At 43.4% G+C, this 19,296-nt stretch carries 18 protein-coding genes; 12 read left to right on the forward strand and 6 right to left on the reverse strand.

What is annotated here, in order from left to right:
* Nucleotides 1-54 precede the first annotated feature (54 nt).
* Nucleotides 55-1,446, forward strand: coding sequence for a PepSY-associated TM helix domain-containing protein (locus tag ACFSR5_RS16070; protein WP_380905483.1), 1,392 nt, complete (start codon nucleotides 55-57; stop codon nucleotides 1,444-1,446).
* Nucleotides 1,447-1,636: 190 nt separating this feature from the next.
* Here ACFSR5_RS16070 and ACFSR5_RS16075 read toward each other — a convergent pair whose 3' ends face one another.
* The gene (locus tag ACFSR5_RS16075) at nucleotides 1,637-1,984 is read right to left on the reverse strand and encodes a phage holin family protein (protein WP_380905484.1); all 348 of its coding nucleotides are present in this window, start codon (nucleotides 1,982-1,984) and stop codon (nucleotides 1,637-1,639) included.
* Nucleotides 1,985-2,135: 151 nt separating this feature from the next.
* On the opposite strand from ACFSR5_RS16075, the gene ACFSR5_RS16080 reads away from it, so the two are divergent.
* From ACFSR5_RS16080 to ACFSR5_RS16100, 5 genes are all read left to right on the forward strand, one after another.
* Nucleotides 2,136-2,549 carry a DUF2147 domain-containing protein gene (locus ACFSR5_RS16080; RefSeq protein WP_380905485.1) on the forward strand — a complete coding sequence of 138 codons (414 nt, stop codon included), beginning with the start codon at nucleotides 2,136-2,138 and terminating at the stop codon, nucleotides 2,547-2,549.
* A 76-nt stretch (nucleotides 2,550-2,625) separates the two neighbouring features.
* The gene (locus ACFSR5_RS16085; RefSeq protein ID WP_380905486.1) at nucleotides 2,626-3,873 is read left to right on the forward strand and encodes an ABC transporter permease; all 1,248 of its coding nucleotides are present in this window, start codon (nucleotides 2,626-2,628) and stop codon (nucleotides 3,871-3,873) included.
* Between the two features lie 157 nt (nucleotides 3,874-4,030).
* Nucleotides 4,031-5,221 (forward strand): glycine C-acetyltransferase, encoded by a 1,191-nt coding sequence (gene kbl / locus ACFSR5_RS16090; RefSeq protein WP_380905487.1) that lies wholly within the window; start codon nucleotides 4,031-4,033, stop codon nucleotides 5,219-5,221.
* A 77-nt stretch (nucleotides 5,222-5,298) separates the two neighbouring features.
* Complete coding sequence (gene typA, locus ACFSR5_RS16095; RefSeq protein ID WP_380905488.1) at nucleotides 5,299-7,104, forward strand: translational GTPase TypA; 1,806 nt, start codon at nucleotides 5,299-5,301, stop codon at nucleotides 7,102-7,104.
* Between the two features lie 115 nt (nucleotides 7,105-7,219).
* Nucleotides 7,220-7,552 (forward strand): Rieske (2Fe-2S) protein, encoded by a 333-nt coding sequence (locus ACFSR5_RS16100; protein WP_380905489.1) that lies wholly within the window; start codon nucleotides 7,220-7,222, stop codon nucleotides 7,550-7,552.
* 34 nt (nucleotides 7,553-7,586) lie between these two features.
* Here the strand turns inward: ACFSR5_RS16100 and ACFSR5_RS16105 are convergent, their stop codons facing one another.
* Together ACFSR5_RS16105 and ACFSR5_RS16110 are read right to left on the reverse strand one after the other, a co-directional pair.
* Nucleotides 7,587-8,093 (reverse strand): ecotin, encoded by a 507-nt coding sequence (locus ACFSR5_RS16105; protein ID WP_380905490.1) that lies wholly within the window; start codon nucleotides 8,091-8,093, stop codon nucleotides 7,587-7,589.
* A 147-nt stretch (nucleotides 8,094-8,240) separates the two neighbouring features.
* Nucleotides 8,241-8,444: a hypothetical protein gene (locus ACFSR5_RS16110; RefSeq protein WP_380905491.1), complete on the reverse strand. Its 204-nt coding sequence runs from the start codon at nucleotides 8,442-8,444 to the stop codon at nucleotides 8,241-8,243.
* A 276-nt stretch (nucleotides 8,445-8,720) separates the two neighbouring features.
* Between ACFSR5_RS16110 and ACFSR5_RS16115 the strand changes: the two genes are divergently transcribed.
* The gene (locus tag ACFSR5_RS16115; protein WP_380905492.1) at nucleotides 8,721-10,838 is read left to right on the forward strand and encodes a M3 family metallopeptidase; all 2,118 of its coding nucleotides are present in this window, start codon (nucleotides 8,721-8,723) and stop codon (nucleotides 10,836-10,838) included.
* A gap of 262 nt (nucleotides 10,839-11,100) precedes the next feature.
* Nucleotides 11,101-11,424 (forward strand): hypothetical protein, encoded by a 324-nt coding sequence (locus ACFSR5_RS16120; RefSeq protein WP_380905493.1) that lies wholly within the window; start codon nucleotides 11,101-11,103, stop codon nucleotides 11,422-11,424.
* Between the two features lie 87 nt (nucleotides 11,425-11,511).
* On the opposite strand, the gene ACFSR5_RS16125 is transcribed toward ACFSR5_RS16120, so the two are convergent.
* Together ACFSR5_RS16125 and truA are read right to left on the reverse strand one after the other, a co-directional pair.
* On the reverse strand, nucleotides 11,512-13,221 hold the full coding sequence (locus ACFSR5_RS16125; protein WP_380905902.1) for an ABC transporter ATP-binding protein: 1,710 nt from the start codon (nucleotides 13,219-13,221) through the stop codon (nucleotides 11,512-11,514).
* A 50-nt stretch (nucleotides 13,222-13,271) separates the two neighbouring features.
* Nucleotides 13,272-14,039, reverse strand: a complete 768-nt coding sequence (truA, locus tag ACFSR5_RS16130; RefSeq protein WP_380905494.1) for a tRNA pseudouridine(38-40) synthase TruA — start codon at nucleotides 14,037-14,039, stop codon at nucleotides 13,272-13,274.
* A gap of 156 nt (nucleotides 14,040-14,195) precedes the next feature.
* Here truA and ACFSR5_RS16135 point away from each other — a divergent pair, with 156 nt between their 5' ends.
* The 4 genes from ACFSR5_RS16135 to ACFSR5_RS16150 all read left to right on the forward strand — a co-directional run bounded on the left by ACFSR5_RS16135 (nucleotide 14,196) and on the right by ACFSR5_RS16150 (nucleotide 18,022).
* Nucleotides 14,196-16,196: a tetratricopeptide repeat-containing sensor histidine kinase gene (locus ACFSR5_RS16135; protein WP_380905495.1), complete on the forward strand. Its 2,001-nt coding sequence runs from the start codon at nucleotides 14,196-14,198 to the stop codon at nucleotides 16,194-16,196.
* A complete protein-coding gene (locus tag ACFSR5_RS16140; protein ID WP_380905496.1) occupies nucleotides 16,183-16,821 on the forward strand; it encodes a response regulator in 639 nt (212 codons plus the stop codon). The genes ACFSR5_RS16135 and ACFSR5_RS16140 overlap by 14 nt, the downstream gene beginning before the upstream one ends.
* A 272-nt stretch (nucleotides 16,822-17,093) precedes the next feature.
* Nucleotides 17,094-17,570, forward strand: a complete 477-nt coding sequence (locus ACFSR5_RS16145) for a DUF4293 domain-containing protein (protein ID WP_380905497.1) — start codon at nucleotides 17,094-17,096, stop codon at nucleotides 17,568-17,570.
* The gene (locus ACFSR5_RS16150; RefSeq protein WP_380905498.1) at nucleotides 17,567-18,022 is read left to right on the forward strand and encodes a hypothetical protein; all 456 of its coding nucleotides are present in this window, start codon (nucleotides 17,567-17,569) and stop codon (nucleotides 18,020-18,022) included. The genes ACFSR5_RS16145 and ACFSR5_RS16150 overlap by 4 nt, the downstream gene beginning before the upstream one ends.
* On the opposite strand, the gene ACFSR5_RS16155 is transcribed toward ACFSR5_RS16150, so the two are convergent.
* The gene (locus ACFSR5_RS16155) at nucleotides 18,019-19,239 is read right to left on the reverse strand and encodes an NAD(P)/FAD-dependent oxidoreductase (RefSeq protein ID WP_380905499.1); all 1,221 of its coding nucleotides are present in this window, start codon (nucleotides 19,237-19,239) and stop codon (nucleotides 18,019-18,021) included. The two genes, ACFSR5_RS16150 and ACFSR5_RS16155, sit on opposite strands and share 4 nt — an antisense overlap.
* Between the last annotated feature and the right edge of the window lie 57 nt (nucleotides 19,240-19,296).

Genomic DNA, 19,296 nt, shown 5'->3' on the forward strand with positions numbered 1-19,296 from the left:
GGAGGAGCGTCACCTGATTTCTGTACATGACAATACCGACAAAAAAGAGAAGAGATGAACAAGGCTAAAAAAGCAAAGTCTGGTTGGGTAAAAACCCGTAAGCTTTTTAATGACATACACCTCTGGGGAGGTTTGATATCTGGCATCATTGTGTTTGTTGTTTGTTTGACCGGAACAATCTACGTGTATAACACGGAATTGCGGGAGGCGGCCCTTTCTTCCTATTATAAAGTGGAAAAGGAAGGTAAGAAATTACCGGTCGACTCGCTGCTGAGCATGGTTCGACCCATGATCTCCGGAAAGGTTACCGGAATACGGATTCCATTTGACGAGACTGCCTCTTATGGTGTATTGTATACCAAGAAAAAAGCAGGGGGAGAAGATGGACCTTCCGGAATAGGGAGTCGTGATCGCGAGCGTGTTGCTGGTGAAGTGGTGCCGAAAACTTCGAGTACGCCCGCCAAGGCAGGAAGTAGAGGAAAAGGTAAGGATGGAGAAGCGCACCACCAAGAAGGTAGTGCATCGACTGGAGGAGAGCATAAGGCGCCACAAGGCGGAGGTAGACGCCGTTCCAATCAGATGATGGTCAATCCATATACAGGAGAAGCATTAGGTGATCCCGCAGAGGAGAAAACCAAAACGGCGGACTTTATGCAGACGATGTTCGGGCTACATCGATGGTTGCTGCTTAATGAAATCGAAGGGCCGATTATTGAAGGGATAGAGAACAGGAAATTGGGATCATGGATAACAGGCACAGCGACCTTGTTGTTTCTTCTTGGTGTATTAACAGGCCTCGTCATTTGGTTTCCGAATAAAATTCGCTCTTGGAAAAATGGCCTGAAAGTGAAATGGTCTGCAAGCTGGAAACGGGTTAACCATGATCTTCACAACACCCTTGGTCTTTACACCTGGATATTCTTGTTCCTGATGGCCGTTACCGGACCGTTTTGGTCATTTGAATGGTATCGAGAGGGTTGGCAAAAAGCTTGGGGAACCCATCAAAGTCAACAGATTGAAAAAGGTCAAAAGTCTGAACCTTTGTCGCGTTACACCACGGGGTCTTCACCCATGGATATCCAAGAGACCATAGCGGCGGTAAATGTTATTTTACCTTACGATGGCGATATCACGATCAATTTTCCGAAGGATAGTGTTGGAACGCTTTCCATCACTAAAAACCGTGTTGGCTTCTTTGCGCCATCGGCCAGTGATAAATTGGTATTAGACCAGTACTCGGGTGATGTATTGGAAAAAGATCTATTTCGAGAAAAATCGATAAGAAATCGGATAGGCTCTTCTATTAAGGCTCTGCATATCGGAGATGTGTACGGACCATTTACCAAACTTCTTTATTTTATTAGTTGTCTGGTGGCGACGTCATTACCGGTCACTGGCGTACTAATTTGGCTGAATAAAATGAAGAAATCACGAAAAGAGAAGTAGGCACAAAGTATTGTTCCGTTTATCCGACAGATGTTATCTTAAACTAGTCGGATAAACGTTTTTCGTTGTGCTTACACTCGCACCGCTATTGGCCGATCGTAGATAAAAACAAGGCCTTTTAAGTATAGTTTAGACCTTCAATAAATGTGACTCGCCTAGGCATAGCCTGTTATTAGAGCCGGGACTCCGTCTATTTATCCTCGCCAATGATCTTACCCATGATCATCTCAATTACAGCGACAACTATAGCAAATAATGCGGCCGTCCAAAAACCACTGACGTCGAATTTATTGCCCATCAGGTTATCTGCAAGCATAATCATCAACACGGTGATGATGAAGGAGACCAAACCAAACGTAAGCCAATTCAACGGGAATGTGAATATCCGAAGGATACCCCCTACAATGGCGTTTACCAAGCCGATAACTAAACCGGTAATAATAGCCCACCCAAAACCTGCGACATGAGCTCCCGGGACAATATAGGACGCAACGGCGATGACAACACCTGTGATCAATAAACTGATAATAAATCTCATATTCTTTTAGCTAGCGTGTTACACCGTGTGTGAGTCAAAAAAAATGCCAAACCTCTTGTTTTTTTACCTGTTATGAAATAATAAATACCATAGATTGTTATGCTTGCATAGAAATTTTGTATATTTAGATCACAATTATAAACAATGATATATGAAAAATTTAATGATCACCTGTTGCGCACTGCTGGTTTCTGTCTTCACCTTTGCGCAGAGCACTGACCCTGTTATTGGGAAATGGCAAAACCCAAGCGGAGAGGGGAAAATTGAGATTTATAAGAAAGGAGACAAGTATTTTGGTAAACTGTATTGGATTAAAGACGCGAACAAGAAGGATGAGAAAAACCCCGAAGCAACTTTGCGTGGTCGAAAAATCCAGGGGCTCGAGATTTTAACAAACTTCGTAAAAGATGGACAGACCTACACGGGAGGTCAAATTTATGACCCCAAATCTGGAAAAACCTACAGTTGCAAAATGACGATGAAAGGAAGGGATAAATTGGATATACGAGGCTATATGGGGGTATCGCTGCTGGGGCGTACCGAAACATGGAAGCGGATCGACTAACTGAACACCAACCGGTTTTTCATTTTTTGCTTCTTACTTGTCACTTTTTACCGTATTTTGGTGAAAAGAACTCGCCATGTCCGTTAATATGTCTTACCGTGAGAATGTTAAACTTGCCTTACAGTCTATTGTAAGCAATAAGTTGCGGACATTCCTGACGGCGCTGATCATCGCCATAGGCATCACAGCGTTGATTGGTGTTTTAACGTCTATTGATGCTATACAGAGTTCGTTGACAAACTCATTCTCATCGATGGGATCAAATTCCTTCAATATCCGGAACCGTGGTATAAATGTGCGTATTGGCGAGTCGGGGAGTCAAGCAAAAGTGTTCCCGGCGATCACCTATCAAGATGCGTTGGATTTCAAACGGAACCTTGATTTCCATGCGATCGTTTCACTAAGCGCCAATGTCACTTGGGGGGCGACGGCGAAGTACAGGGCGGAGAAGACGAATCCCAATATCGGTGTCGTTGGTGCGGATGAAAATTATTTGCAGACCTCAGGCTATAAATTGGCCGACGGACGGAATTTAACGTCGCAAGATGTAGAAAATGCTGCCGGTGTCGTGATTATTGGCGAGGAAATCAAAACAAAATTATTCAAGAACAACAAGAATCCGCTGGGTGAATATATTACGCTAGGAGGCGACCGGTTCACCGTTGTTGGGGTCTTGGAGAAGAAGGGGTCAAGCGCGGGATTTGGTGCAGACAAGGCTTGTTTTGTGCCGCTTTCAAAAGGGCGGGCCATGATGGGACAGGCTAATCCATCCTACACCATCACCGTGATGACGACCGACCCTTTCCGGATGGAAGCGGCCGAAGGAGAAGCTGTTGCTACCTTCCGTAAAATACGGGGACTGAATGCGAAACAGACTAACGATTTTGAGATCGTCAAATCGGATGCTGTGGCGCAGATTTTGATGCAAAACTTAGCGTATGTAACCATCGGTGCGATCGTTATCGCCTTTATCACGTTGGTTGGAGCATCCATCGGATTGATGAATATCATGTTGGTTTCCGTTACGGAGAGAACGCGGGAGATTGGCGTTCGGAAAGCGATCGGTGCCACACCAACTGTTATCCGTAAGCAGTTTCTGATGGAGGCGATTGTTATTTGTCTGTTAGGCGGTGTTGCCGGTATTCTGTTGGGGATTGCTATCGGGAATTTGTTGGCACTAGCACTTGGCGCCGATTTTATCGTGCCCTGGAAGTGGATGTTGCTGGGACTATCCGTTTGTGTGGGAGTAGGAATGCTCTCGGGGTATTATCCGGCGTCGAAGGCGTCTAAGCTTGATCCAGTGGATGCATTACGGTATGAATGAAAATTGAGCAATCGATTTCCTACCCTCATTTTAAAATATACCCTTATCTTCGTAGAACAGTTCGCACGACCCCGTGTTGCAGCAGCCTTAAAAAGATGCTTTGCCGAACCGATGGAGGTCGCAATCTGTTTTTACTTTAACTTTTCAACGTATTCACATGTACAAAACACTAAAACCTGTATTAGAAAAAGAACTTGCGGCTATTAAAGAGGCGGGTTTGTATAAAGAGGAGCGCGTTATCGTCACCCCACAGGGAGCCGATATTAAAGTGAGCACTGGGCAAGAGGTGATCAATTTCTGCGCAAACAACTATTTAGGGCTCTCCTCGCATCCGAAGGTAGTAGAAGCGGCAAAGCGGGCCATTGATTCGCATGGGTACGGTATGTCTTCGGTACGGTTTATCTGCGGAACACAGGATGTTCATAAAGAGCTGGAAGCCAAGATTTCAAAATTTTTAGGGACGGAAGATACCATTCTCTATGCGGCGGCATTTGACGCAAACGGAGGGGTATTCGAGCCTTTATTGGGGGCGGAAGATGCTATTATTTCAGATGAACTGAACCATGCCTCTATTATCGACGGCGTGCGTCTGTGTAAGGCACAACGTTTCCGTTATAAAAATTGCGACATGGAAGACCTGGAAGCGCAGTTGCAGGCGGCTTCGGGTGCGCGCCATCGTATCATCGTAACCGACGGTGCCTTTTCTATGGACGGCTCTGTGGCCCCGTTGGACAAGATCTGTGATTTAGCCGACAAGTATGAAGCACTAGTAATGATTGATGAGTCGCATTGTTCAGGGTTTGTTGGTAAGACCGGACGAGGCACGCACGAGCTATTTAACGTTATAGATCGCGTAGATATTATTACCGGCACGCTGGGTAAAGCGTTGGGTGGGGCATCAGGTGGTTTTACGTCTGGCCGAAAGGAAATCATTGATATGCTTCGTCAACGGTCCCGTCCATACCTGTTTTCCAATACCCTGGCTCCTGCGATAGCCGGCGCTTCGGTTGCGGTGTTGGATATGCTGAGCGAGACTACTGCTTTGCGCGACAAGCTCGAAAGCAATACAATTTACTTCCGCGAGAAGATGACCGAAGCTGGTTTTGATATAAAACCGGGGTTCCACCCAATTGTTCCCGTGATGCTGTATGATGCTAAGCTCGCTCAGGAATTTGCAGCTCGTATGTTGGACGAGGGGATATATGTCATCGGATTTTACTATCCGGTTGTACCTCAAGGAAAAGCGCGGATTCGTGTGCAAATCTCGGCTGGACATGAGATGGCGCACTTGGATAAAGCCATTGCGGCATTTACGAAAGTGGGAAAAGCGCTAGGCGTAATAAAATAATAATATAAAAAATAAAAAATTGAGGTGCAAAATAATTATCTTTGCACCTCGAATTTTTTATAATACATTATCGCTCAATGCAAAACATCAGAAATATTGCGATTATCGCACACGTTGACCACGGTAAGACTACCCTCGTTGATAAGATTTTATATTTCACCAACCAGTTCCGTGAAAACGAGAATGCCGGTGAACTCATACTCGATAATAATGATCTAGAGCGAGAGCGAGGTATTACCATCGTGTCGAAGAACGTATCGGTGAAATATAAAGACACAAAAATCAATATTATCGATACGCCTGGTCACGCCGATTTCGGTGGAGAAGTAGAGCGAGTATTGAAGATGGCGGATGGTGTTGTCCTTCTTGTCGATGCATTTGAAGGCCCGATGCCTCAGACTCGTTTCGTAACAGGAAAAGCATTGGCGCTTGGTATTAAACCAATCGTGGTGGTAAATAAAGTTGACAAGGAAAACTGTCGTCCCGACGAAGTTTACGAGAATGTCTTTGATTTATTCTTCAATTTAGGCGCAACAGAAGATCAATTGGACTTCCCGGTTCTTTACGGATCGTCAAAGCAAGGATGGATGTCTACGGACTGGAAAAAACCGACAACTGATTTTACGGATCTTCTGGAAGCCATTTTAACCCATATCCCAGCGCCTAAAGTTTCGGAAGGCACGCTGCAAATGCAAGTGACCTCATTGGACTACTCGACGTTTGTAGGGCGTATCGCGATCGGTCGTGTTGCTCGTGGAACAATCAAAGAAAATCAGCCGGTATCCTTAGTGAAACGTGATGGGAAAGTTGTAAAGTCACGGGTCAAAGAGCTTCAAGTGTTTGAAGGATTAGGCCGGATTAAGGTTCCGGAAGTACATGCAGGTGATATCTGTGCCGTTGTAGGTATTGAAGGTTTTGATATTGGTGATACGATAGCTGACTTCGAGAATCCAGAGCAATTGGAGGTGATGCATATCGACGAGCCAACAATGAACATGTTGTTTACGATCAACAATTCGCCATTCTTTGGTAAAGAAGGAAAGTTTGTTACATCGCGTCACATCTATGACCGTTTGCAAAAGGAATTGGAAAAGAACCTTGCCCTACGTGTTGTTCCGACAGAATCTCCCGATGCTTGGTTGGTGTATGGGCGTGGTATCCTTCATTTGTCGGTATTGATCGAAACGATGCGTCGCGAAGGATATGAGTTGCAAGTTGGTCAACCTCAGGTAATTGTTAAAGAAATTGACGGCGTTAAATGCGAGCCTATTGAAGAGCTTGTTGTGGATGTACCAGGCGAAGTTTCAGGAAAGGTTATTGAGTTGGTGACGCAAAGAAAAGGCGAGCTTTTAGTTATGGAAAGCAAAGGTGATATGCAGCACTTGGAATTTTCTATTCCTTCCCGCGGTATTATCGGTCTTCGGAATAATGTTTTGACTGCGACTGCTGGAGAAGCTGTGATGGCTCACCGTTTGAAAGGTTACGAACCATGGAAAGGAACAATTCCTGGACGTTTGGCAGGGGTTTTAATTTCTTTGGATACGGGTTCTACTACGGCTTATTCGATTGATAAATTGCAGGACCGTGGACGGTTCTTCGTTGATCCCGGCGTGGAGATCTATGAAGGACAGATTCTAGGTGAGCACATTCGCGATAACGATTTGACGATTAATGTGACCAAAGGAAAACAGTTGACAAACATGCGTGCTTCAGGATCTGACGACAATACACGTATCGCCCCAGCTATTAAGTTTTCTCTGGAAGAATGTATGGAATATATACAGGCAGATGAATATATTGAGGTAACGCCTCAATCCATGCGTTTGCGTAAAATCTACTTGACAGAGAATGAGCGTAAGATCAACGGAAAAAAATTCCAATAAGATTAACACTGGATAAAATAAAAGCCTTCGACATAATCGGAGGCTTTTATTTTTAGTAGAATTTACACCGTTGAACACGGTGGCATACGATTATAATCTTGCTATCTTTATAAGTATGGACAAGCACGAATGGTTTTTGGTTCCGGCACCAAAGGCGGAAAACCAAATTGAAAAACGATTAATAGGGCGTAAGAAGCTCTGTTTGGTGCTGATTGATGGACAGCTATATGCGAGCTCTAGTCGCTGCCCGCACGCGGGAGCAGATCTCGGGCAAGGCTGGTGTGAGGAAAAGAAATTGGTATGTCCTTTTCATCGACACCGTTTTGATCTACAGACAGGGCGCGGAGACCCGGGGCAGGGCGATTATATCGAGGTGTATCCTGTTAAAAAAGAGGACGGCAAATGGTATGTAGGTATAGCTAAAAGTTGGTGGAAGAAGATATTCTAACAAAAGGAAGCGACCCGCAGGTCGCTTCCTTTTGTTACTTATTATCTTGACGTACTTCGCTGGCGTGGAAGACATCATCCTCCGCTTTATATATTTTGAATTGGACATCATAATCTTGCGGGACGTAGATTACAATCGGTAGGCGTCCATTATAGTTAGCTATCTCTGGTGCTGCAGATACGAATAACTGTCGTTTCGGTTGACCGGGACAGGCCATCTGTGTACTGACCACTTGTCCGTTTGTTTTGAAAACGTAATAATTGTATCCCCAGCCGACGAGATCTTTTTTCTCCAAGGTCCCCTGTAGTCCAAAGTGGTTGCATCCATCAACCTCCATTATTTTTCCAATTGTAAATTCGATTTTTTTGTGCGCATCGTTTTGAGAATGTGGAACGTCGATAACCATTTTTTTGTATCCAGCTTCAGGTTTTGGAAATATAGATAAATCTTCTCTAGTAACCGTAGATTGTGCGACAGCAACAGAAGTAAAAGTAATCAAGGTTAAAACCAAGCCGAAGCCTTTGAAAGTAATTTTTTTCATATTTTTTGTTCTTTTGTATTAAAACGAATGACAATATAATTTTGCTACATTTTGATATTATAGAATAATATTTTGAATAAAGGTTTAAGGATATTTCAATTTTTGCATCAAAGATGCGTAGCGCGTGCGCTGTATGATAGGGAATTTTTAAATAATGCGGGCAATAGCGAATCCGGGATTTTCCGCAAACTTGCCGAGCAAGTATGCTGTCCTGTCGGCGACGCGATGGAGTTGTGTCGATAACAACAGCGGAAGATGCTCCTGATCCGTTGTTGCTATCGCCTCCTCAATAACTTTAGTTGCAATATCTAGCCAGGCGAGCGGACCAACACCGCCTACGATTCCAATCATTGGATTTGTCCTTCATATGTTATCAACTGTCCGTAATAGATTCACACCATGAGTTATTCAAAAATAGCGCCAAGCTGGTGGTACCGCCAATGGACTGGTTTTGTTTGTATATCTTTTATTCTATTTTAGGATATAACCACGCATGGGCTTACCGTGAATAACCTGCTCGGTGTTTTTAGACCGAGACTAAATTCTGGGATAATACGGGTTACGATTGGTTCGCTTTATTTATAGGCAATATATCCTTATCTTTGCTTCGAATTTTAATTGGCAGTAATGAGTAAAAATAATTTCTTACCCTTTTGTTTGATCGTGGCAGCTGTCGTTGTAGGCTGTCAAGATCAAAATAAAACACAAACCACAGATAATCCATTACTTTTAAACTACGAGACCCCCTTTCAGGTTCCTCCTTTTGACAAAATTAGGATAGAGCATTATCGGCCGGCATTTGACGAGGCTTTAAAAATCCACAATTTAGAGGTAGATTCCATCATCGGTAACACTGATGAACCGACATTTCGAAACACGATCGTCGCGCTGGAAAATGCGGGGTCTCTGCTCAGCAATGTTTCGACGGTCTTCTTTAATATCAATTCGGCCAATACGAACGACTCAATTCAGGCCATTGCAAAAGACCTGGCTCCAATTTTGTCTGCCCACCGAGATGGAATATACTTAAATGAAAAGTTATTCGCCCGGGTGAAAGTGGTGTACGATAAACGCGAGGCGCTTACCCTCGATGCGGAAGACGTGAAGTTATTGGAGGAGACTTACAAAGGATTTGTACGATCCGGAGCCAATCTTTCTCAAGCAGACAAAGAGAAGTTGAAGAAAATAAATGCAGAGCTGTCTGTTTTGACAACACAGTTTGGGCAAAATGCGTTAGCTGAGACAAATGCCTATGAATTAGTTATTGAAAAAAAGGAAGATCTAGCAGGTCTGCCAGCAGCACTCATTTCGGCAGCCGCGGACGAGGCGAAATCAAGAGGCAAAGAAGGAAAATGGGTATTTACCCTCAAAAATCCGTCTGTTATGCCTTTCCTGCAGTATGCAGACAACCGAAATCTGCGTAAAGCGATTTGGAATGCGTACCAACATATGGGGAACAACGGTAATGCGCAGGATAACAAAAAGATCCTTGTTGACATAGCAAACCTTCGTCTGAACAAGGCTAAGTTGCTGGGCTATGCTTCTCATGCGGCATATGTACTGGAAGAGTCTATGGCTGAGAACCCAAGTAATGTTTATGCACTATTAAACAGAATATGGACACCAGCCTTAGCAAAGGCGAAGAGTGAAGCTGCAGATATCCAGAAGGAGATTCAATTGGCGAAGGATACGTTTCAGGTAGCGCCTTACGATTGGCGTTATTATCAGGAGAAGATCCGTAAAGCGCGTTATGCACTGGACGAGGAGCAAATCAAGCCCTACTTTAGTCTAACAGCCGTTCGCGAGGGAGCTTTTGCAACGGCAAACAAATTGTATGGACTTACATTTATAGCATTGAATAACGTGCCTACTTATCATCCCGAAGTGGAAGTCTACGAAGTAAAAGATCGGGACGGTTCTCATTTGGGATTATTGTACGCTGACTTTTTTCCACGCGAATCGAAGCGTAGTGGAGCGTGGATGACAGCCTATCGGAGCCAATTTACCGCAGGAGGCAAGCGCGTTGCACCGGTAATCTCCATCGTTTGCAACTTTACAAAACCAGTTGGAGACAATCCGGCATTGTTGACATTTGACGAGGCTACGACGTTATTTCATGAATTTGGGCATGCCTTGCATGGGCTACTCTCGAATGTCAAATATAGAAGCCTTGCAGGAACTTCTGTTCCGCGTGATTTCGTCGAGCTTCCTTCTCAAATCATGGAGAATTGGGCGGCAGATCCCGAAGTTCTGAAAACGTATGCCAAACATCATAAAACGAAAGAAGCGATACCCGATTCTTTGATCAACAAGATGGAAAAAGCGGGGACGTTCGACCAGGGTTTTGCAACTGTAGAATATCTGGCGGCCTCTTTGCTCGACTTGGATTATCACACGCGTACAACACCGATTAAAGACAGTGCGAACGTATTTGAGGCCGCTTCGATGAAGAAGATAGGCCTAATAGATGCCATCATCCCGCGCTATAGAAGCACCTATTTCCAGCATATTTTTTCTGGGGGTTATTCTGCGGGCTACTACAGCTATATCTGGTCAGAAGTATTAGATTCTGACGCTTTTGCTGCGTTTAAGGAAAAGTCTTTATATGACGAGGCTACGGCAATTTCTTTTCGGAAAAATATTTTGGAGCGTGGCGGAACAGGTAATCCTGCAGAGATGTACCGAGCCTTCCGGGGTACAGATCCTAATCCGGCCTATTTAATGAAAAAACGAGGCTTGAACTAAGTCCAAATTTCATTCGATAAAAAAGGTTACACGGTCTGTGTAACCTTTTTTATTTGGGTCAAACCGTGTGTTTATGTGTTCATATTCGGAAGTTTGGATGTGGCCGCCAATCATGCTATTTTCCAACAAAGGTGTTGGTAAAGCACACCTGTCTGTAAATGAATATAGTTTTGGATATCTTTTTGAAATTATGGAAAGTTTTGTGAAATAGTTTGGGCAAATCCATTATCTTATTTATATTTGATCTAAATAAAATATAAAAATGTGTCAATCCATAGTACTGAGCACAAACGGAACCACAACGGTAAGCTATTGCCAACAATGTAAAAATTGCTACATCTGGCACCAGGCATTTCTTCTCACGTTCGACCCAGAGCAGTATAGATGCTTTTGGGAAACAATAAAAGCAAAAATGGGGGGAGAGGAGTATTTTCGATTTCCCGATGGTATCGCACGAATCGTATTGAACACTCCGGTACGAGAAATCGTGTTCACATTTAAACACGAAGAATGGATTGATTTTACAAAATCGATGAACGAAGGCTATTATATGCGGCAGATCCATGAGATGATCCACCCCAATTGAAGATATAAAGTCCTAGCAGCTTATCTTTGCGATCCCAATCGGGAGATAGGTTTGCTAGGCACAAATTACACTTTAGGTTAGACGAATTTAAATGCCAAGCGAATTAAACTGAAGATCGTACAATTTTTTATAGTAACCGTCTATATTTAATAATTCACTGTGGGTCCCAACTTCCTTAATTTCTCCTTTATCAAATACAATAATCTTGTCCGCTTTCTGTATGGTGGATAAGCGATGAGCAATAACAATTGCTGTTCGGCCTACCATCATATTATCAATCGCAGCTTGAATTAATAGTTCGGTTTCCGTATCGATGGAGGAAGTCGCTTCATCTAAAATCAAGATTGTTGGATTATGTACCAGCGCTCGAATAAAAGAAATTAACTGAGCTTGTCCAGATGATAGAGTTGCTCCCCGTTCCTGCACCTGATAGTCGAACCCTCCAGGAAGCTGCATGATAAAATCGTAAGCTCCAACTTTTTTTGAAGCCTCGATCACATCGTTCAGCGAGATAGAAGAATTGTGAAGTGTTATATTATTGAAAATAGAATCCGCAAACAAGAAAACGTCCTGTAAAACGGTTGAGATATGTCCACGCAGAAAATCCAACTTGTAGTCGCGTATGTCTCGACCATCTAAAAGAATACTACCTTTTTGTATTTCATAAAACCGACTGAGGATGTTGATAGTAGATGATTTTCCTGCACCTGTTGCTCCTACTAAGGCCAATGTTTCCCCTGGTTGCACGTGAAAGCTGACATCCTTCAATACCCACTTTTCATCGTTATAAGCAAACCAAACATGATCAAAGGTAATGTCTCCCCTCACATCCGCGGGCGCGTAAGTGCCTTGATCCGGTGTAAATTCTTCGGTATCGAGCACGTCAAAAATACGTTCGGCAGAGACCATCCCCATTTGCAGTGTGTTGAATTTGTCGATCAGTTCGCGGATGGGCCGGAAAATCATATTGATATACATTAAAAACGCAACTACGACACCTGGAGAAATCACATTCGCTAAAATTTGTTTGGATCCGTACCAAACCAATAATCCTGTAGAAATAGCTAAGATAATTTCCAGCACCGGAAAAAAGATCGAAAAATACCAGTTGGCCCTAATATGCGCATCCCGGTGATTGATGTTTATTTTGTCAAATTTGCGCATCTCCTGTTCTTCTCTCGAAAAATATTGGATGATAGCCATACCGCTGATATGCTCTTGCAAAAAGGTGTTAAGATTGGATACCCACGTCCGTACGTCAACAAATGCTGATTTCATGGCCTCTTTGAAAATGTATGTTGCCCAGATCATCATTGGCATTGGAATAAGAACGATCAATGTCAATTTCCAGTCGGTGTAAAACATCACTCCCAAAATAACGACTAATTGTAGCAGGTCACCAATAATCTGTATTAGTCCCTGGGAGAAGATGTTGGATATGGTTTCCAAATCAGATATTGTTCGGGTAATCAGTTTTCCAAGTGGTGTATTGTCGAAATATTTCAGCCGTAGTTTCGTAATATGATCGAATACCTGAATACGGATATCACGGATCACATTCTGTCCTAATACATTTGTTGCTAATGTATGGTAATAACGGATCACTGTTTGTCCGAGAAGAAGGACAATCATGGCAATGAGCATCCAAGTTAGCCCGGATGCATCAGCTTTCAAAATGTACCTGTCAAGTGTATATTCTACTAACATCGGAAGTGCCGGTGCTACAGCCGCTAAAAGAATAGTAAGAATGACAGACGCCCAAAATATGCCCTGATATGGCTTCATATATTTTGCCATCCTCCGGAGGAGTTTACTGTCGTAGGTCTTGCCTGTTATCTTCTGTTCGCTCAAGATAATTCGCTTATATAAGGGTAAATAACTCGTGTTAAATATAAACCATGTGCTGGTACCGATGTGCCGGCTTGCGCTCGATCTTTGCTCCGAATAACGTCAGTCATCCAAGTAACCGGTTTTTTATCCAGTCCTATTTCCAGCAGTGTACCTACAATGGCGCGGACCATATTGCGTAGAAATCGATCGGCGGTTATATGGAAAATCAGACCGTGTGCCGTTGTTTCCCAGGCTGCATGTTTGATCGTACATATGTTCGTAAATACTTGAGTATGGCTTTTTGAAAAGCAGCCGAAGTCCTGTTTTCCCAGTAAAAGCTCAGCCGCAAGGTTCATCAAAGTGCTGTTTGGAAGATCTCTTAATTGCCAAGACCGATGTCGTAGAAAGGGATTCTTCCCCCAATGTATATGGTATTCGTAAGAACGTTCCGTTGCATCAAAACGGGCGTGTGCGTCGTGTGCTACAGGCAATACGCGTTTTGCAGCAATATCATAGGGCAGTAGCGCATTTAATGAATGCAAAAAACGGTCGGTATCGAGGATGGACTGCTCATCAGCGTCAAAATGTACGAAAAGTTGCCTCGCGTGTACACCAGTGTCCGTTCGGCCCGCTCCAATGGTTTCGATCGGAATACGAAGTATTTTTTGTAATGCTTCATGGAGACGTTGCTGTACAGAGACAGCATTGTCTTGAACCTGCCAGCCGTGATATGCGGTGCCGTCGTATGCGATTTCCAAAAAAAAACGTTGCTTTGTCTGTTCCACCAAACAAAGGTAGCTAAAAGTATATTATGCTGTTTATGTAAAAAATATTCTAACAATTTGATTACTGAAAACCCGCAAATTGTGTTCTACTTGTTTTCCGGTATTTTTAATCTACCATACTATGGTTATTTTTATCTCGATTTACTAGCACGTCTGATGGCTTTACTACATAGTTTTTTAAGGATCGTCCTATTTTTTCTTGTTTTTTCTCTGTATGAGACACGCGGACAAGAAAATCCGTATACGATAGAAATTGAGAAGCTTGATCAGAAACTACTTCAAGCTGTCGATGACTCATCGAAAGCTCGTTTACACTATCAGCTTTCATATTACCGCGGGGCAACTGATTCTGCCTCGAGTAAGGTACATCTTGAAAAGGGGACGCACCATTCCAAAGGGAGCCCATACCTGAAGACTGTCGGTAAATATTATGAAGGACTTTTTGTAATGGATTACGATCCTACCCGCAGTGAGCGCCTTTTGCAATTATTTATCAACGATATGCAGGCGTATAAGTGGCCAGAAGCATACAGTTTGGTCGCCCGAGGTTATTCCAGTTTAGCCTCTCTATACCAACGGAAAGATATGGATAGTGAAGGAATGTCGTTTATCGATCAGGGATTGGCGTATGCCAAGAAAGCGCAAGACTTGGAGAGGATGGGGCAGTTACTTTACAAGAAAGGCCTATTCTATCATAACCATGTGCAGTATGCTGCATCCGAAAAATATTTGGAGGAAGCGTTGCTATACCTTTCGGAACATGGACAAGAGCAGATATCGATCAGTGATTGCTATGCCACGTTACTACGCAGCTACGCCTTTAGTAGACATTTTGCAAAAGCTGAATCCTTAATCCCAAAGTATAGGGTTTTTGCGGAAAAAAACCGAAGCAATCTGGAGATACAATCTTTTTATTACTACTCGCTCGGCGCATATTATCGGATAACAAAAGACTACGCGAAAAGCAACACCTTTTTATGGAAAGCCATCCAAAGTACGAAAGGAGAACATCCAGAGGCACAAATGAGTAAAGCTGGCCACTACTTTCAACTTGCATTGAACAGTATGGCACAGGAAGATTATAGGCTGGCGCTGGGCTGGATGCTTAAAAATGACAGTGTCGGCAATTTGCATCCTTACCATTCGCTCCAAGACAGCATTACGCATGCGGGAAGGTACATAACTATTTATGAACACTTAGGAGACTACAAAATGGCCTTGCAATGGGCAAAAGATTACGCACGAATGATCGATACGGCCGCGTTCCGCCAGGTGCGTACATCATTAGCGGAATCGGATGAGCGTTACCAGACGTTGGAGAAAGAAAAGAAGATTCAAGTTTTACAATTGGAACAGGAGAAAACTAAACTGAATCAGCAGAACATGCGTCTGGCTGTGGCTCTCATGATTTTAGGGCTAGTTCTCTTAGGTGTTTTTGCCTATTTCAACCACAAGAAGAATCAAGCACTGTTACTGCAACGCGAAATGGAGCACGAACAACAGGTTCGGGAGCAAGAAAGTCGTGAGAATTTATTGGCCTTGCGCGCCATGATTGAGGGCGAAGACAAAGAACGCCAACGTTTGTCCAGAGATCTGCACGATGGGTTAGGCAGTATCCTTGCGTCGTTGAAATACAAATTGCTGGAGGTTCATGATAGTATTCAGCATCCAGAGCTTCCCATTCTAATCGACGGAATCGATCGTTCTATCAAAGAGATGCGACGCATCTCGCATAATCTAATGCCTGCTGTTCTAAATCATTTCGGATTAGAGATCGCGCTTAAGGATTTGGTCGACGAACTGAAAACCGGTGTCACAAAAATAGAGTTGCAGCTATTTCATATTCCGCATGACTTAGACAGGGATCTGCAGGTGCAGATTTATCGTATCATTCAAGAATTGTTGACGAACGCGTTGAAACACGCCTTTCCCAAACAGATCATTGTGCAATGCAGCAAAAACGAGGATATCATTTTCATTACCGTAGAGGACGATGGCATTGGCTTTGATAGCGATGCTCTTTTCCAACGTAAAAATAAAGGGATCGGAATCAAAAACATCGATACGCGCGTGCGTTACTTACAGGGAAAAATGGATGTGGTTTCCGGGGAAAATGAAGGAACCACCGTAAATATTGAATTACATGTCGACCGCTAACTTCACACTGGCTATTGTCGATGATCATGGAATGATTATCGAGGGACTAAAAACCTTAATGCGTAACAATGATGTCATCGATAAAATCGAAGGATTTCTATCCGGTACGACCTTTCTGCAAGCTTTTCAGAAAATCCCATACCCTATTGTTTTTTTAGATATGATGCTACCCGATACAAACGGTATCGAATTGTGCCAGCGAATTAAATCAATGCGTCCTGAAACCATTGTATTGGGGCTAAGCAACCATGCGGAACGCAGTATGATCCTGAAGATGTTGAATGCCGGAGCGAACGGCTATCTATTGAAGAATGTCAATAAGAAGGAATTGCATAATGCAATCGATGAAGCTATCAAAGGTAATACTGTTTTTTGCAAAGAAGTACAGCGGATCATCGCGTCTCCAGACAAGACAGAACTGGAGAGTATTCCTTCCCTGACAAAACGAGAGCTTGAAATATTAAGTTTAATTGCTGGAGGTATGACCTCCCAGCAAATTGCAGAAAAAATTTTTCTAAGTCCGTTGACGGTCGAAACGCATCGAAAGAACATGCTCCATAAGTTTAAAGTGTCGAACATTGCTAGTTTGATCATGCTCGCGACCAAGCACAAATTGTTAGATTAAATAGTCCAGAGGTTGGTCGTGCGTTCGTACTCGACCAGATGGTATAAAATCATGTGATTTGCTGGCGTAATTATAAAAATAACAATCCTTTTGTCCTTTTGATTGTTATGTACTATAACGCTAGAGAATACGCCGTTCCCTACTTTTTCGTGAGCCGTTGCATAAACGGTGAATTTCGCGAGCAGATATAGACATTTTCAAGCTGACAGGAGGAACGGTGTTGCAAGCCAGCGTAAATTTATCTAAGTTTGTCACGCTGTTAAAACAAAGTTATGATTCAACGCATTCAAACGGTTTGGTTACTTGCTGCAGCAGTAGTATTGCTGGGCTTATTCGTTTTCCCGTATGTAAGTTTTATCGATCTGGTAGGACTCGGGAAGCAAATTTTCGTAACAGGTACATACTCCTCAGTTAATAACGAGTCGGTGCGCGAGAATAGTACTATTCCGCTCGCCATATTTGCAGGTATTGTGGTGGTTGCGCCACTATTGATCGTATTCCAGTTTAGAAATAGAAAACGCCAGATCGTTCTTGTTTTTGTGGAGATGTTGCTGATTGCACTTTTAGGTTTTTGGATGTACAGTTCGGCCAACACGATTCTCGATGCGATTTCTCAGAAGATTCAGGCGGGAAATGTCGGTGTGGGATTCTTCCTCCTGCCCGTAGCGGTTATATTTTTAGCTATGGCTATTGGCGGCATTCGGAAAGATGAAAAACTGATAAAGTCGGCAGATCGCTTGCGCTCATGAATAGATTGTTATTTATTTTCTTCGGATGTTGTTTTTTTTGTGCCACGAGCGTGTCCGGCCAGGAAGATCCGTCTGTTAACGTGATCGATGATGTACAAGTAGATGTAAAATCGGCCCGAACCAATGCAAAAGGGGATACATTGCATGTGGATCTTTTTCTAATTTCGTATAAGATGAATCAACGAGAGTTTAAGTTGAATACATATGCTACGCAAGTTATCGATGAAGATGGAACGAAGTATTTGTTTGCAAGCATCAAAATGGGACGCGTTTTGGTTCAGCTGGCAGACCGGCAGAATTATCTACACTATTTATTGGAAGAAAATACACCGGTGCCGTTGACAATCAACGTTGCAAATTGGAAAGGAAAAAAAGCTCGAATGCTCTATCTGGTATACGAAGATAGTGCGGAGGAAGGCAAGTTCATCACACAGGAAGTCCAGCTAAATTAACCGCTAATGTGAGGCCGGTCGAAACCGTATAATTTCAGTCGGGCATCTTTTTTTCCTTCAATAACTTGTGCGATCACTTGGGCGCCGATCATGCTGAATGTAACACCGTTGCCGCCGTATCCCAACGTGAACAACATGCGCGGATTCCTTGGCCAAGCTCCTATGAATGGCAAGCCATCGGATGTGGAACTGAATGTGCCGCACCAGCTCATTTCCGTAACAAAAGGGATGTCCGGAAACCATTTTCTGAATTTGCGTTCAAGGCGCTTAGATTTCTCACGAAGCAAGTCATCCCGTTTATCCGGAGAAGAGAAAGGAACATCTTCGCCTCCGACAATAATCCGGTTATCCGCTGTCGTTCGCATGTAGAGGTAGGGCGCTTTCGTTTCCCAAAGTAGAGCACGTTTATTCCAGAGGTATTTCTCTTCTATGGGCTCGGATAGGATAACGTAGGTCGAAAGCAAATCCATGACGCGTTTTGGAAGAAACTCTCCCGCTTCAAATCCGGCAGCAATCACGACGTAATCACATTCAATAGTACATTCGTCGGCTGTGCTTAATCTATATCCTTTAGCTGACTTCTGGTACTTTGTAATTAACGTGTTTGAATATAGGGCGGTTTTGCCGTGTCTTCCATAGTAGTCTAAAATACCGATGCTCGCAGCGTAACAGTCCATCTGCGCAGAGGAGTCGTTATATAAGGCGGCGGAGTGGAAGGTTCCCAGATCTTCAGCAATTCGATTGGCGGAGAGGAAATCGACAGGAAGGCCGGCCTTCTGCCGAACAGTATATTCGCGTTCTAGCATCCGATGCCCGGTCTTGTCGCTTGCCAAAAGATAGGTCGGTACCCGCTGGAAACTCTCGGACGTATTTGTTTCTTGCAAAACCTGTTGTAAATCATCAATAGACTGTAGGCAATTTCTGTAGGCAGTTTCTGCATTTTTTTCGCCGACCAAAGAGATGAGCTTACTTAGAGGAACGTCGATTTCGTATTGCAACTGTGCTGTGCTCGCTGCTGTAGATCCAAATCCAAGACTACGTTTATCTACAACAACACATTCGATTCCTCGTTTGCACAGTTCGTGTACAACCAGACTACCGGTAATACCCGATCCGATAATAGCAACTCTTGTTCGTATGTTTTTTCGCAATGGCTGGTAATGATCGTAAAGTGCGTTCTTAACAATCCAATACGGAAGGCCGGAATGTAGATCCATGAAGACTCGTTTTAATATAATAACCGAAAAGTTTTAGAAAATGTTTGTTTTTCGATA

Origin of the sequence: Sphingobacterium suaedae (assembly GCF_042684625.1) — a bacterium.
Classification (GTDB): Bacteria; Bacteroidota; Bacteroidia; order Sphingobacteriales; family Sphingobacteriaceae; genus Sphingobacterium; species Sphingobacterium suaedae.